Annotated in this window: 15 protein-coding genes; 7 read left to right on the top strand and 8 right to left on the bottom strand. The window is 60.9% G+C overall.

Annotated features, from left to right (window positions below; all coding sequences use genetic code 11):
* Positions 1 to 19: 19 nt before the first annotated feature.
* Positions 20 to 916 (bottom strand): LysR family transcriptional regulator, encoded by an 897-nt coding sequence (locus JJQ51_RS06260; protein ID WP_112722659.1) that lies wholly within the window; start codon positions 914 to 916, stop codon positions 20 to 22.
* 120 nt (positions 917 to 1,036) lie between these two features.
* Between JJQ51_RS06260 and JJQ51_RS06255 the strand changes: the two genes are divergently transcribed.
* The 3 genes from JJQ51_RS06255 to glcF all read left to right on the top strand — a co-directional run bounded on the left by JJQ51_RS06255 (position 1,037) and on the right by glcF (position 5,223).
* The gene (locus JJQ51_RS06255; protein ID WP_269244425.1) at positions 1,037 to 2,476 is read left to right on the top strand and encodes an FAD-linked oxidase C-terminal domain-containing protein; all 1,440 of its coding nucleotides are present in this window, start codon (positions 1,037 to 1,039) and stop codon (positions 2,474 to 2,476) included.
* On the top strand, positions 2,473 to 3,672 hold the full coding sequence (locus JJQ51_RS06250) for an FAD-binding protein (RefSeq protein WP_113353823.1): 1,200 nt from the start codon (positions 2,473 to 2,475) through the stop codon (positions 3,670 to 3,672). Before JJQ51_RS06255 ends, JJQ51_RS06250 begins: the two co-directional genes overlap by 4 nt.
* A 231-nt stretch (positions 3,673 to 3,903) precedes the next feature.
* A complete protein-coding gene (gene glcF, locus JJQ51_RS06245) occupies positions 3,904 to 5,223 on the top strand; it encodes a glycolate oxidase subunit GlcF (RefSeq protein WP_113353825.1) in 1,320 nt (439 codons plus the stop codon).
* Between the two features lie 48 nt (positions 5,224 to 5,271).
* Here glcF and JJQ51_RS06240 read toward each other — a convergent pair whose 3' ends face one another.
* The 4 genes from JJQ51_RS06240 to JJQ51_RS06225 form a co-directional block, all read right to left on the bottom strand.
* Complete coding sequence (locus JJQ51_RS06240; protein ID WP_113353826.1) at positions 5,272 to 5,619, bottom strand: DUF6881 domain-containing protein; 348 nt, start codon at positions 5,617 to 5,619, stop codon at positions 5,272 to 5,274.
* Between the two features lie 75 nt (positions 5,620 to 5,694).
* Positions 5,695 to 6,366, bottom strand: coding sequence for an outer membrane protein (locus tag JJQ51_RS06235; RefSeq protein ID WP_113353827.1), 672 nt, complete (start codon positions 6,364 to 6,366; stop codon positions 5,695 to 5,697).
* Between the two features lie 302 nt (positions 6,367 to 6,668).
* Positions 6,669 to 7,367: a L,D-transpeptidase gene (locus JJQ51_RS06230; protein ID WP_113353828.1), complete on the bottom strand. Its 699-nt coding sequence runs from the start codon at positions 7,365 to 7,367 to the stop codon at positions 6,669 to 6,671.
* A gap of 217 nt (positions 7,368 to 7,584) precedes the next feature.
* The gene (locus JJQ51_RS06225; protein WP_113330142.1) at positions 7,585 to 8,367 is read right to left on the bottom strand and encodes a L,D-transpeptidase; all 783 of its coding nucleotides are present in this window, start codon (positions 8,365 to 8,367) and stop codon (positions 7,585 to 7,587) included.
* A gap of 302 nt (positions 8,368 to 8,669) precedes the next feature.
* Here JJQ51_RS06225 and JJQ51_RS06220 point away from each other — a divergent pair, with 302 nt between their 5' ends.
* On the top strand, positions 8,670 to 9,299 hold the full coding sequence (locus JJQ51_RS06220) for a DNA-3-methyladenine glycosylase I (protein ID WP_113353829.1): 630 nt from the start codon (positions 8,670 to 8,672) through the stop codon (positions 9,297 to 9,299).
* Between the two features lie 29 nt (positions 9,300 to 9,328).
* Entirely contained in the window at positions 9,329 to 9,823 is a 495-nt protein-coding gene (locus tag JJQ51_RS06215) for a hypothetical protein (protein WP_173002507.1), read from the top strand.
* A gap of 3 nt (positions 9,824 to 9,826) precedes the next feature.
* Here the strand turns inward: JJQ51_RS06215 and JJQ51_RS06210 are convergent, their stop codons facing one another.
* A complete protein-coding gene (locus tag JJQ51_RS06210; protein ID WP_015338919.1) occupies positions 9,827 to 10,531 on the bottom strand; it encodes an HAD family hydrolase in 705 nt (234 codons plus the stop codon).
* A 302-nt stretch (positions 10,532 to 10,833) separates the two neighbouring features.
* Between JJQ51_RS06210 and JJQ51_RS06205 the strand changes: the two genes are divergently transcribed.
* A complete protein-coding gene (locus JJQ51_RS06205) occupies positions 10,834 to 11,883 on the top strand; it encodes an aldo/keto reductase (RefSeq protein ID WP_269244424.1) in 1,050 nt (349 codons plus the stop codon).
* A gap of 48 nt (positions 11,884 to 11,931) precedes the next feature.
* Here JJQ51_RS06205 and JJQ51_RS06200 read toward each other — a convergent pair whose 3' ends face one another.
* Positions 11,932 to 12,957: a zinc-dependent alcohol dehydrogenase family protein gene (locus JJQ51_RS06200; RefSeq protein ID WP_113353831.1), complete on the bottom strand. Its 1,026-nt coding sequence runs from the start codon at positions 12,955 to 12,957 to the stop codon at positions 11,932 to 11,934.
* A 110-nt stretch (positions 12,958 to 13,067) separates the two neighbouring features.
* Here JJQ51_RS06200 and JJQ51_RS06195 point away from each other — a divergent pair, with 110 nt between their 5' ends.
* Positions 13,068 to 13,967, top strand: coding sequence for a LysR family transcriptional regulator (locus JJQ51_RS06195; protein ID WP_113353832.1), 900 nt, complete (start codon positions 13,068 to 13,070; stop codon positions 13,965 to 13,967).
* Between the two features lie 20 nt (positions 13,968 to 13,987).
* Here JJQ51_RS06195 and JJQ51_RS06190 read toward each other — a convergent pair whose 3' ends face one another.
* Positions 13,988 to 14,284 carry a YciI family protein gene (locus tag JJQ51_RS06190; RefSeq protein WP_113330149.1) on the bottom strand — a complete coding sequence of 99 codons (297 nt, stop codon included), beginning with the start codon at positions 14,282 to 14,284 and terminating at the stop codon, positions 13,988 to 13,990.
* Positions 14,285 to 14,324 lie beyond the last annotated feature (40 nt).

Below are 14,324 nucleotides of genomic sequence, written 5' to 3'. Positions count from 1 at the left end.
CTCGATCCTATAAGGGTTCTCATCGCTCCCAATAGGGAACAGGGCCGTAAAGTTCCGCCAGAAAGTCGATGAAGACGCGCACTTTCGCCGGCAGGAACTGCCGGCTGGGGTAAACGGCCGATAGCGTCACATTGTGCGAGCCTTCATAGGCCGGCAGCACCTGAACGAGGCGGCCGTCCCGCAATTCCGGCCCGATATCCCAGGTGGAACGCAGCGCAATGCCGAGGCCGGCGATGACGGCTTCGCGCACGACCTCGCTGGAATTGGTGATGAGCCTGCCCTCGGGGCGGAAGATCAGGCTGCCTTTCGGTCCCTCCAGCCGCCACGGATCGAGATTGTGCGCAGGTAGGCAGATATGCCGGCGCAGATCGTCGATATCCTCGGGCATGCCATGGGCCTCGATATAGGCAGGGGAGGCGCAGAGCACGCGGCGCACCGGCGCGAGCCGGCGCGCGACGAGACTGGAATCCGTGAGCTCGGCAATGCGGATGGCAAGATCGAAGCCGCCGCCGACGATATCGACGAATTCGTCGCTGAGCACCAGATTGAGCGCCAGTTCGGGATGCGCCTGCATGAAGGATTTCAGATGCGGCGCGATGTGCATCCGGCCGAAGGATGTTGGAGCGGAGATTTTCAGGGTGCCGTGCATCTGCGAAGAGCGCCCGGCAATATAGGCTTCCGCTTCTTCCAATCCGGCAAGAATGGCAAGCACCCGATCGTAGAAACCCTGACCCGCTTCCGTCAGCGAAATCTGCCGCGTGGTACGCTGCAGAAGCCGCGTGCCGAGCCTGTCTTCAAGGCGCTTGATCCGCTTGGAAATGACGGCCGGCGAAAAGCCGAGTGCGCGGCCTGTCAGGGACATGCTGCCGGTCGCAACTACGCTGGCGAAGATTTCGAGATCCCCTAAATTGGTCATGCAGAATTATTTCCTGTTTTGGAATAAGTGCTTATCATTTGCTCCAAACTTGGGAAAGCGCTAAGCCTGTAATGCGCTAAAAGGGGCTGCGTCCGTAATGGGATGCAGAAGGAGGACCGCATGGCCGAGGCCATTTCATTTCTGGAGCCGCGTGCGGATGTTCTGGCGCGGCGCAGCGCGATCGTTGCAGACCTCGCGGATCTTCTCGCGCCGGAATGCCTGATCCACGAGCAGCGCGAACTCGTGCCCTTCGAAACCGATGCCTTCGTGTCCTATCGCCGCCTGCCGCTCGCCGTCGCCTTGCCACGCTCGACGGCGGAAGTGGCGGCCGTCATGAAATATTGTCACCGCTACGGCATTCCCGTCGTGCCGCGCGGTGCTGGCACATCGCTCTCCGGCGGCGCGATACCGCAGGAGGATGCCGTCGTTCTCGGCCTCTCCAAGATGAACCGCATCCTCGATATCGATTATGCCAATCGCACCGCGACGGTGCAGGCGGGGGTGACGAACCTGCTCGTTTCCGAAAGCGTCTCGGCCGACGGCTTCTTCTATGCGCCCGACCCGAGTTCGCAGCTTGCCTGCACCATCGGCGGCAATATCGGCATGAATTCCGGCGGCGCCCACTGTCTGAAATACGGTGTCACGACGAACAATCTGCTCGGCGTCAAGCTGGTGTTGACCGACGGCACCGTCATCGATCTCGGCGGCAAGGCGCTGGATGCGTCGGGCTACGATCTGCTCGGCCTTGTCTGTGGCTCCGAAGGCCAGCTCGGCATCGTCACCGAGGCGACGGTGCGGCTCATCGCCAAGCCGGAAGGCGCCCGGCCGGTGCTCTTCGGCTTCGACAGTTCCGAGGAGGCCGGCGCCTGCGTGGCCGATGTCATCGCCGCCGGGATCATCCCTGTTGCCATTGAATTCATGGACAAGCCGGCGATCGAGATCTGTGAAGCCTTTGCCAAAGCCGGCTATCCCCTCGATGTAGGGGCCTTACTGATCGTCGAGGTTGAAGGCTCGGAAGCCGAAATGGACGATATGCTGGCTAGCATTATCGCCATTGCCCGCACCCACAAGGTCAAGACCGTGCGCGAATGCCAGTCGGCGACCGAGGCGGCGTTGATCTGGAAAGGCCGGAAATCCGCCTTCGGTGCCACTGGCCGCATTGCCGACTATATCTGCATGGATGGTACCGTGCCGCTCAGCCAGCTCCCCTATGTCCTGCAGAAGACGACGGAGATCGTTGATCGCTATGGCCTGCGCGTCGCCAATGTTTTCCACGCAGGCGATGGCAATATGCATCCGCTAATCCTCTTCAATGCCAATGACCCCGATGAGGCAGCCAGGGCGGAAGCGGCCGGCAACGATATCCTGCGGCTCTGCGTCGATGCCGGCGGTTGCCTCACCGGCGAGCATGGTGTGGGCATCGAGAAGCGCGACCTGATGCGTCATCAATATGCCGATGTCGATCTTGCCCAGATGATGTCGGTCCGCGCCGCTTTCGACCCGGGCTGGATCCTCAACCCATCCAAGGTCTTCCCCCTCGATGGACGCAATGCCGCATGACGGAATTTCACCCCAGGACTGAGGAGGAAGCGGCCTCCATCATCAGTGATCATGCCGCGCGCGCTGCGGCTCTTGCAGTCGTCGGCGGCAACACGCGATCCGGCTTCGGCAATGCGGTCGCGTCCGAAGCGGTGCTCTCGTCAAGTGACCTGACCGGTATTGTCGCCTACAATCCAGGTGAGATGGTGATGACGGCTCGCGCCGGCACCCCGGCCGCGGAGATCGAGGCCGCTCTTGCCGAGGCCGGCCAGATGATGGCCTTCGAGCCCATGGATCATAGGCCGCTGATGGCGACTGAAGGTGAGCCGACGATCGGCGGCATCTTCGCGGCCAATGTCTCCGGGCCGCGCCGTTTCGTCAGCGGTGCCGCGCGCGACAGCCTGCTCGGCGTCCGCTTCGTCAATGGCAGGGGTGAAATCGTCAAGGCCGGGGGGAGGGTGATGAAGAATGTCACCGGCCTCGATCTGGTCAAGCTGATGGCCGGCTCGCACGGTACGCTCGGCCTTCTGACCGAAGTAACGTTCCGCGTGCCGCCAAAGCCGAAGACGGAGGAAACGATCGTCGTCTCCGGCCTCAACGATGCGGAAGCCGCCAATGCCATGGCTGCGGCCATGGCTCTGCCGCTCGAGGTATCGGGCGCCGCCCATCTGCCGCTGACCGTCGCCTGGTTCTTTCTCGACGGCAAGCTGCCGCAAGGGGAGGCGACTGTGCTGCGCATTGAGGGGCTTCCGGGCTCCGTCTCGGTCCGCGGCGAAAAGCTTACCGCCGCGATGGCCCGGCTCGGGTCGGTGAAGCGCCTTGCAGAAGATGACAGCCGCAGGCTCTGGCGCGAGATCCGCGATGTAAAGCCCTATGCGGATGGCACGACGCGCCCCGTTTGGCGTGTGTCCGTGGCACCCAGCATCGGCCACCAGCTCGTCGCGGCACTTCGTCTGGAAGAAGGCGTGGATGCCTATTATGACTGGCAGGGTGGTCTTGTCTGGATGCGCATGGAAGCAGAACCCGAAGGCGATATGCTCAGGCGCTACATTCATGCTTTAGGCGGTGGGCATGCCACCTTGATGCGCGCCACCCCGGCCCACCGCGCGACGACAGCGGCTTTCCAGCCGCAGCCCGAAGCGGTGGCGCTGCTGTCTGTGCGCGTGAAGGAAAAATTTGATCCGGCCGGGATTTTCAATCCGGGGAAGATGGGGTGATGCGGATGGAGTCTTTGGCTGGTTACCCCCTCACCCTAGCCCTCTCCCTGCGGCGGAGAGGGAATGACCTTGTTTGCCGCGATTCCACGATTTTCTTTCCGGCAGGGGAGGAGGAAGATGGATTCCTCCTTCTCCCCCTGGGGAGAAGGTGCCCGACAGCGCGGATGAGGGGGCTCGACGGGATATGATGGGCGCCTTTGTTCTGGTAGGCAAGAATCGAGGGCTCGGCTGATGCAAACCAATTTCACGCCCGAACAGCTTGCCGATCCGCATGTGGCCGAATCCGAGGCGATCCTGCGCAAATGCGTCCATTGCGGCTTCTGCACCGCCACCTGTCCGACCTACGTGACGCTCGGCAATGAGCTCGACAGCCCGCGCGGCCGCATCTATCTCATCAAGGATATGCTGGAAAACGGCCGGCCAGCCGATGCCGAAGTGGTGACACATATCGACCGCTGCCTTTCCTGCCTTGCCTGCACCACGACCTGTCCTTCCGGTGTCGATTACATGCGCCTGATCGACCACGCGCGCGTCCATGTCGAGAATACCTACAAACGTCCGCTGATGGACCGGCTGACCCGCAATGTGCTGGCCGCTGTTTTGCCCTATCCCCGCCGCTTCCGGCTGGCCCTGCAGCTTGCGAACTTTGGCCGACCGTTCAAGGGGCTGTTGAAGCGCGTTCCAGCATTGAAGGCTTTCGCTGCCATGCTCGATCTTGCGCCGCGCAGCATCCCAGCGCCATCTGCCTTTGCCAAGCCCGCCCGCTACGAGCCGCAAGCGGAGCGGCGCGGTCGCGTGGCGATCCTGACGGGCTGCGCCCAGCCGGTGCTCGATCCCGAAATCAACGCGGCCACCATCCGCCTGCTGACGCGCCTCGGTGTCGAGGTCGTCGTGCCGGAGGGGGAAGCGTGCTGCGGTTCGCTGGTTCATCACATGGGCCGCGAGGAACAGGCGCTCGCCGCCGCCCGCGCCAATGTCGATGTGTGGCTGCGCGAGATCGAGGCCGGAGGACTTGATGCCATCATCGTCACCGCTTCAGGTTGCGGCACGACGATTAAGGATTATGGTCATATGCTGCGCCTCGATCCGGCCTATGCCGACAAGGCGGCAAGGGTCTCGGCGCTTGCCAAGGACGTCACGGAATATCTCGCAAGTCTCGACCTTCCGTCACATATGCCGCGCGGCATCGCGGTCGCCTATCATTCCGCCTGCTCCATGCAGCATGGGCAGAAGATCACAATGGCGCCGAAGCTGCTTTTGAAGGCGGCCGGCTTCACGGTGCGCGACCCGGCGGAGGGACATCTTTGTTGCGGCTCGGCCGGCACCTACAACATCATGCAGCCGGAAATTTCGGCCGAGCTGAAAGCGCGCAAGGTCAGGAACATCGAGGCGACGAAAGCCGATATCATCGCAACGGGCAACATCGGCTGCATCACCCAGATCGCCACCGGAACCGGCATTCCCATCCTGCATACGGTGGAATTGCTGGATTGGGCCTATGGCGGCGAGATACCGGCGAAACTGAAGGGCCTGCAGCCGGCTGCTGCTTAGAGCAATTCCAGGAAAAGTGCAGAGCGGTTTTTCGTCTGGAATTGCGTCCTAATGCAGCTTGTCCGGCGTGGGCAGGCGATGAGCCTGCCATTCGACCTCGAACCGGTCGGCGGCAATCTGCGTCATGCTGATGCGATCCTGTCCTTCCTCGAAGAAGAGGCCATCCACCAGGCCGGCGATGCCGTCATAGAACGAGCCTTCCACAAGGCTGGTGACTCGCGGCCTCTCACGGCCCAATGCAGCATAGTCGGCAACCGACATACAATGCCGGCGGCCGTCCGCGAACACGTCGATCAGTCGCGGAACATCGCCGGCGACATCGACTTCATAATAAACGATGACTGGCTCCTCGCTTTCCGGATGGATCCAGTCACATCGGTAGTAGAAAAAGCTCATGGCTGAAACATAGCACAAGATCCCCCAAGCCTGAACCGGTTTAAGGGATCGATTGCGACTTCAGCCGGAAGGACGTCAGAAGTTGAACGAAACGCCGAAGTCGAGCGCGTGCGTAAAGACCCTGGTCTTCAGCGTATCGCCGCTGTCGATCGAGACGTTGTTCACGAAGTTGTAGTTGCCCTTATATTCGACGAAGGTCGACCAGTGCTTGGCGAACTGATAGCTGACGCCCGCCTGTGCCTGCAGCGAAGCACCGCCGAACTGGTAGTCGAAGGTTGTGCCCGATGCGCGGGTGACTTCGACGTGCGGCACGTTGATACCGGCACCCAAGCCCACATAGGGCGTCCAGTTGCGGCTCGGATCCTGGAAGCGGTAGAGCGCGTTCAGCGTCAGCATGTTCAGGCCGTCTGTGAATTCGAAATGCGACCAGCCGGGCGTATTGCCGAGATCGCCATAGACCTTCGCATGGGTATAATCGAGCGACACGCCCCAGTTCGGCTTGTCGAACTCATCGAGCCACCAGATGCCGCGGAAGCCGAAATAGGGCGGCATCTTGAAGGATTTGCCCGACCAGTTCGGGTCGAAATCGGCGCCGTCCGACGTGGTCACATTGCTGCCTGTCGCGCCCTGTATGCCGCCGTAAGCGGAAAATTGCATCTCTGCCGAGGCAGAGCTTGCGGCAAATACGAATGCGGAAGTCGCAAGCGCGGCGAATGCCGGCTGCTTGATGCGAAATGCACGATGCATATGAAATCCCCGAATGCCAAAGTGCCGCCATCTAAACGCGCTTCCATGACACTTCTATTGCAGTCATGGGTCGGCAAGTACGGCTTAGGCGGGAAAACTGACGTCAAACTGAAGGCGACGCTCCGTTTTTCAGCGGTGCAGCGTGATAAGTTTCAGGCTGTAACACCGGCGCAACAGTGTCTCCATCCGCGCCTGCATGCAATAGGCTATTACAAGTGATACGGGCATCCTTCCGTGGCGTGAATGATGCCATGCCAGGAAAGGACGCCCGTTATCTTGATGCCTGATTCGGGCGGAGTCTATCAGCCGCCGAACAGGGTTCTCAGCACATCGACGCCGCGATCCTGGTAGCTGACCTCGCCCTGCTTGTTGCCGGGACCGACGACGATGACCTTCGTGCCGACCGGAACGCGGTCATAGAGATCGATCACATCCTTGTTCATCATGCGGATGCAGCCGGAGGACATGTTGAGGCCGATGCTCCATGGCTGGTTGGTCCCATGGATTCGGAAGGCGGTGTCGTTACCGTTGCGATAGAGGTACATGGCGCGCGCGCCGAGCGGGTTATCTTCGCCGCCTTCCTGATAGGCCGGCAGCTTGTGGCCCTTTTTGGCTTCGCGAACGATCATTTCCGGCGGCGGAGTCCAGCCGGGCCATTCCGCCTTGCGGCCGACCTTGACCACGCCCGACCAGCCGAAGCCATCGCGGCCGACGCCGATGCCGTAGCGTCTTGCGCGATTATTGCCTTCGACGAGGTAGAGATACTTGTTGTTGGTGTCGACGATGACTGTGCCCGGCTCCTCGTTCGTTGCCAGCCGCACCATGCGCCGCTGAAACTGCGGCTTCACCTGGCCCTGTGGTTCCATCGCCACCTTGATTACGTCGGCGCGCGTGGCCGACGTCGCAATGGGTGCTGAAGCGGTGAAGGCTGCTGCGTTCGATGCTGCAAGAAGACACGCCGCAACGACACCTGTCGTCACGATCGACAATGCTGCTTTCATAATGGCATTCCCCTCGTTGAATTCGCTAGGAAACTACCGGAACCGACGAAGGGATCAAGATCAAAATGCCCGATGAGGAGAATGGCCTGGAAGAACCGGCCTCTCTTCTATCGCGGATCAGACTATAGTCTGAACTATAGTGGAGGGCTTTCCGGTGCGGCGAATACTGCCCCTTCGATGGGATAGTATCGCCGCACAGGTCCCCCGTCGTTCAAGATTACATGACGGTGACGCGGGTGCCGACCTTGACGCGGTTGTAGAGGTCGATGACATCCTCGTTGCGAAGCCGGATGCAGCCGGAGGAGACGGCACTGCCGATCGTCCAGGGCGCGTTGGTGCCATGGATGCGATAGAGGGTGGAGCCGAGATACATGGCGCGGGCGCCGAGCGGATTGCCTTCACCGCCTTCCATGTGCGCCGGCAGATAATGGCCCTTGGCTGCTTCGCGGGAGATCATTTCGGCCGGCGGCGTCCAGTCCGGCCATTCCTGCTTGCGGGTCACGGTGTGAGCGCCGGCCCATTCGAAGCCCGGCTTGCCGACGCCGACGCCGTAGCGTCGCGCCTTGCCGCCATCCATCACCAGATAAAGGAAACGGTTATTGGTATCGATGACGATGCTGCCGGGCTTTTCCTTCGTCTGATAGTCGACGATCTGCGGCAGGAACTGCGGATCGATCTGGCCACGGATTGCCGGATATTGCGGACGAGCCATGGCGACCTGCTGCACGGCGGGACGTGCAAACAGCCCGCGCGGCTGCACGACTTGGCGCACCTGCGGATTGGCCTGCTGCTCCATTCTGGGATCGGCGGCGCGGCGCGCCATCGGGCGGGGATAGACGACCGGCTGCACGTTGCCGCCGCCAAGCTGCATCACCCAGGGGGCGGTCAGATCGGGACTGACGATGACGGGCGGGCGCGACTGATAGCGATCGTCGGCAAAGGCGGTGGAGGCAAGCAGGCTTAGAGCGCCCGCGGCAAACAGGACGGCATGTTTCATCATCGGACAAACTCTCTACACATGGGCCGAAGATGGGCGCGAAAGCACCCGGTCGAAACCATGGTGCCACTTGCACGCGAGCGAATGGTAAACATCTATTCATCAAAATGCCGCGAAGCCGATAAAGCTTTGTCAGGGTTACCGCTTGGTTTGGAAAGATGGTTTGCAAGTGGTAAATCATGAATCGGAATGCGCGGTCGTCGAAGTCAGTCTATGAATTTAAGCGTTTGATTGATCTCAATTTATCCGATAGTTGCATACCGGCTCCCGGTAGCGCCTGCTGAAATAGGGGACGAAACGCGAAAATGGCCGAAACAGGCATTATCACCGGCGAAGATGGCAAGGACCGCTGCTTCTGGCACGGCAATCTGCCGGAATATCAGCGCTATCATGACGAGGAATGGGGTCGGCCTGTTGTCAATGACATCAGACTCTTCGAGAAGATCTGCCTCGAAGGCTTCCAGTCGGGCCTGTCCTGGCTGACGATACTGCGCAAGCGCGAGAATTTTCGCGCCGCTTTTGCGGGCTTCGATTTCGAGAAAGTCGCCAAGTTTGGCGAGGCTGATATCGAGCGCTGCCTCGGCGATGCCGGCATCATCCGCCATCGCGGCAAGATCGTTTCCACCATCAACAATGCTCGCCGCGCCATTGAGATGCGCGACGAATTCGGTTCGCTCGCCCGCTATTTCTGGAGCCATGAGCCGACCGCCGCCGAGCGCCCGGAGATCTTTGACCTTGCCCATCTGCGCGCCAATCCGACCACAGCGGCTTCGGTGCGGATTTCGAAGGATCTGAAGAAACGCGGCTGGACCTTTGTCGGCCCGACCACAGTTTATGCCTTCATGCAGGCCATGGGCCTGGTCAACGACCACATCGAGGGCTGCTATTGCCGGAAAGAGGTGGAGGCGATGCGTTGCGCATTGGTGCGACCGTGAGAGCTGTGCTTCTTGGTCTTTCGCTGACGATGGTTGCGCTGTTCAACGCCGCAGTGGCCCATGCGCAAAGCAATACCCAGCAACAGCAGCTGCCGCAGCTCGATCGTGGCGAAAAGCTTGAAAAGATCGCCCTGCCGGCCGTCCTCGAGCGGCTGACGGGCTGGACGAAATTCGGCAAGGGCAAGGTCTACATGCTGCCGCTGAAGAAGGGCCAGCATGTGCGGATTACCTTCAGCTCGAAGAGCAAATATGCCTATATGGCGATCTTCGACCTCTCGTCGAGCGAGGATGAATCCTTCTTCGGCACGGATGAAGACGGCAACACCGCCGACGTCACCGTCAATGAGGATACGACCTGGCTGATCAAGCCCTATTATTCGCGCGTCACGCGCCGGCGCGGTCTCGGTGCGCCATACGAGATCCTCATCGACCCCAATCCGCCGGCCGCGCAGCAGGCGCCGGCTGATCAGCAGAAGGATCAGGGACCGATGCTGTTTCCGCCGCGTTCGAAGCAGGGACAGTAAGGGTTATTGCAACGCTTCGATCACGCCATGCAATTCGCCGAGATGGCCGATCTTGCGGAAACGTGGTGCGTCGGTCGGTTCCTCGACATGCTCGAACGACCATGTAAGTTCGTGGGGCACGAAGACGCCGTAGCTGCCGGCAGCAAGCGCCGGCACGATGTCCGATTTCAGTGAATTGCCGATCATCATGGCCCGTTCCGGCCCGTCGCCCACCTTGGAAAAGATGCGGCGATAGGTGGACGCATTCTTGTCCGAGACGATCTCGACCGCATCGAAGAGGTCGCCGAGTCCGGATTGCGCAAGCTTGCGCTCCTGATCGAAAAGATCGCCCTTGGTAATCAGCACCAACAGATACTTTCCCGAGAGGGCCTCCAGCGTTTGACGCACATGCGGCAATGTCTCGACCGGGTGGGCGAGGAGATCGCGGCCGATATCGAGGATTTGGGCGATGACGGTCGATGGCACTTCGCCCTCCGTGATCTCGATGGCTGTTTCGATCATCGAGAGGGTGAAACCTTTGATGCCGAAGCCGTAGTGACGAAGATTGCGCTTTTCCGCCTCCAGCAGGCGCGCGGAAATGACGTCGCTTGCGGCGTGATCGGCGAGTAACTCGGTAAACTGCAGTTCCGTCAGCCGATAGAATTGTTCGTTCTGCCAGAGCGTGTCATCGGCGTCGAAGCCGATTGTCGTTAGGGGACGTTGCGTCATCGATCTATCCGTTCTGCGCATGATATGAAGGCTGGAGTCTAATCCGCGCCCGGTCGGACGCAAGAGCAAGCGTCGGTCACCGCATCGTGATCGGTCCGAGGTCTCGCGTTGAAATCGGTTTCCGGTGCATTATGTCCTTGTTGTCTCGATCGCCGCGGAGCCAGAGCCCGGCCTCGACGACTGTCTTATGACCTCCCAGGGCAGTGCCGACAGCGGCTGCCGTGCCGAGGCCAATTCATAGCGAAAAGATAGCGTTCACCGGCCGGAAGAGTCTTCCGGCTGACCACAAGGGAATTTCTCCTATGCGTTACAATCAACTCGGCAATACCGGCCTTTTCGTCTCCGAACTCTGCCTGGGGACGATGACCTTCGGTGAAGCCAATCCCAACACGCCCTGGGGCTCGATCGCAGATGTCGACCAGGCTCTGGCCGACAAGATCGTCGAAGGCTCGCTTGCCGCCGGCGTCAACTTCATCGACACCGCCGACGTCTACTCCTTCGGCAATTCCGAAAAGCTGCTCGGCCAAGCCCTGAAGAATCTCGGCGTTCCCCGCAAGGATGTCGTCATCGCCACCAAGGTCTATGGCGTCATGGGCGACAAACCGAACGATCGCGGCGCCTCGCGCGGCCATATCATGGACTCGGTGCAAGCAAGTCTTGACCGGCTGCAGACCGATCATATCGATCTCTATCAGATCCACGGCACCGATATCGTGACACCGATCGACGAGACGCTGCGGGCGCTGGACGATCTCGTTTCGCGCGGTCTTGTGCGTTATGTCGGCGTCTCCAACTGGCAGGCCTGGCGCATCGCGAAGGCGCTCGGCATTTCCGAGCGCTGCGGTTTCGCCCGCTTCGAGACGGTGCAGGCCTATTATTCCATCGCCGGCCGCGATCTGGAGCGTGAAATCGTGCCTGTCATGGCTGAGGAAAAGCTCGGGCTCATGGTCTGGTCGCCGCTCGCCGGTGGTCTGCTCTCGGGCAAGTATGGCCCGGGCGCCCCGGGCAACGGCGAGGGCCGGCGTGCGAGCTTCGATTTCCCGCCCGTCGACAAGGATCGAGCCTGGGCCTGCGTCGCCGCCATGCGCGAAGTTGCCGAGAAGCATGGTGCAAGCGTCGCCACGGTGGCACTTGCCTGGATCCTGGCGAAGCCCTTCGTCACGAGCATCATCATCGGCGCCAAGCGCCTCGATCAGCTCGATCAGAATTTGGCGGCCGTCAAGCTGAAGCTCGATGCCGACGATATGGCCAAGCTCGATGAGGTCAGCGCGCTTGCGCCCGAATATCCCAGCTGGATGCTGGCCCGTCAGGGTGCCCAACGCGTGCCGCAGCCCTTCGAACCGAAGGCCTGATATCGTTCAAAGCCGGGCCGCAGCTTCTCGCGGCGGCCCGGCTCCACGTCAAAGCTCGATGACGATCTTGCCGAAGGGGCCGCGATCGAGCTGGTCGAAGGCGGCCGGCACCTCGCTGAGTGCATAGCGATGGCCGATGACGGGCTTCAGGCCGATGCTGTCGACCGCGAGCACGAAGTCTTCAAGCGAGCGGCGATGGCCGACGCCGATGCCCTGCACGGTGGGAGACTTTAGCAGCAGCGGTGCCACCGGACCGGAGATGTCGAAGCCCTCGAGGACACCGATAACGGAGATCTGGCCATGAGGCGCCACCGCCTTCAGGGACTGGCCGAAATTCGGGCCACCGGCAATTTCGATGATATGGTCGATGCCACGATCGTTGGTGAGGCGATAGACCTCTTCCACCCAATCGGCTTTGTTGCGGTCGATGCCATGATGAGCGCCCAAAGCCTTGACCCGCTCAAGCTTTTCCGGTCCAGAGGAGGTTACGAAGACCTCGGCGCCCTGGGCCGCGGCGATCTGCAGACCAAACAGCGCCACGCCGCCCGTTCCCTGCACCAATACGCTGTCACCGGGCTTGACCTTGCCGCGTTCCACCAGCGCGAACCAGGCCGTAAGGCCGGCGCAGGGCAAGGTGCTTGCCTCGGCATAATCGAGGCTCTTGGGTGCCGATACGAACCATCCTTCCGGCATGGAGATATATTCGGAGAGCACGCCGGGATAGAAGCCGCCAAGCGTCTTGTAGGGCGGTGTACGTGCATCGCCGAGCGGCTTGCCGTCGATCCAGCCGGGGTGGAAGGTCGAAATGACCCGGTCGCCGACGGAGAATCTGGTTACGTCGTCTCCCACCGCTTCGACGACGCCCGCCATATCGGAGGCCGGCACGAAGGGAAATTGGATCGGTAGGCCCATGCCGGTCTCACGCACGAGCTTGTCGCGATAGTTCAGTGAAACGGCTTTGACTCGCACAAGCACTTCGCCGCGCGCGGGTTTGGATACTGCCGTTTCCGTGAGGTTCAAGGGAGCACCGACGGCAATCGTATCAAGAGTCCAGCGCTTCATAGTCTTCGTCATCATGATCTCCTGAGAGAAATTGGAAGCAATGGACCGAGCATATCGTTGCTTTCTGATCGCCAGTGGCGATATTATTTCCGCTTACTGGTTCCTTAAGGGAAGCAATCATCATGAATGACATGCTCAACGGCATTCCCGAATTCGTGGAGGCGGTCGAAGCCGGCGGCTTTTCGGCCGCGGCGGCGCGCATGAATCTCTCCCGCTCGGCGATCGGCAAGACCATCGCCAGACTGGAGCGGCGCCTGAATGTGCGCCTCTTTCACCGCACCACCCGCATGCAGAGCCTGACGGACGAAGGCCAAGCTTTTTATGAGCGCTGCCGCCGGGCGCTGGATGAGATACAGTCTGGCGAGGCTATGCTGGAATCGGGCAAGCGGGAGGTTACCGGACGTCTTCGTATCTCCATGCCTGTCCTTTTCGGTCGTCGCTGCGCTGCTCCGCTGTTGCTGGAATTGGCGCGTATCCACCCCAAACTTGAGCTCGACCTTTCCTTCAGCGATCGCGTGGTCGATCTCTTCGACGAGGGTTTCGATCTCGCCATTCGCAACGGCGTGTTGCGGGACGAAGCCGGCCTTGCCGCGCGCAAGATCGCCCTCCATCGCATGACGCTATGCGCCTCGCCGGATTATCTAGTCGCCAGAGGTACGCCCCAGACCATTGCCGATCTCGATAGCCACGATCTCGTCGTCTATGCCAGATCGGGAGAAGCCAAGAGATGGACCTTCCTGCAGGAAGATGGAGCGGCCGTCGACTATTTTCCGCAGACGCGGTTGCGTCTCGATGACCTGGAGGTCATTGCGGATGCGGCTGCCGCGGGGATGGGCATTGCGTGGCTGCCCTGTTGGCTGGTGCGGGACTATGTGCGCGCCGGTAAGCTCATGCAGGTGCTCAATGTCTCCAGCCGGCCCGTCAACGTCTATGCCGTCTGGCCGCAGGTGCCACAGCTTTCGCTGAAGATGCGCGTGGTCATCGACCTGCTCGCCGCGCGCCTGCCTGCAATCATGGACTGAGCATGTGACGATGCCTCCGGTTAAAGGAGTGCGCCCTCCGCAAATACCTGGTTCCAACGAAAGACCTTGACGGATTTGCGCAGGCCTGCCGCCCAGAATGGATCTTCCTTCACCAGACGATCGATGGCATCGGCGGTCTCCACTTCGACGAGCCACAGGCCGCCGGCAAAAGCATCGCCCTCCCGGCTGAGTGGTCCCGCCGTCCTGATGGAAGCGGCATTCGCCTCCAGGAAAGCGAAGTGACGAGGCAGATATTCCTTGCGGATCGCGGCGGCGTTTTGTTGATCATCCTCGAACAGGACAGCGAACAGGGTCATCGTTATCTCCTTACTGGATATTTCCAGTCTATGACTGCAA

Source organism: Rhizobium sp. AG207R, assembly GCF_027109195.1.
GTDB lineage: Bacteria > Pseudomonadota > Alphaproteobacteria > Rhizobiales > Rhizobiaceae > Rhizobium > Rhizobium dioscoreae.
The sequence above is the reverse complement of the archived record's forward strand: the minus strand, read 5'-3'. Positions and strand labels throughout refer to the sequence as shown.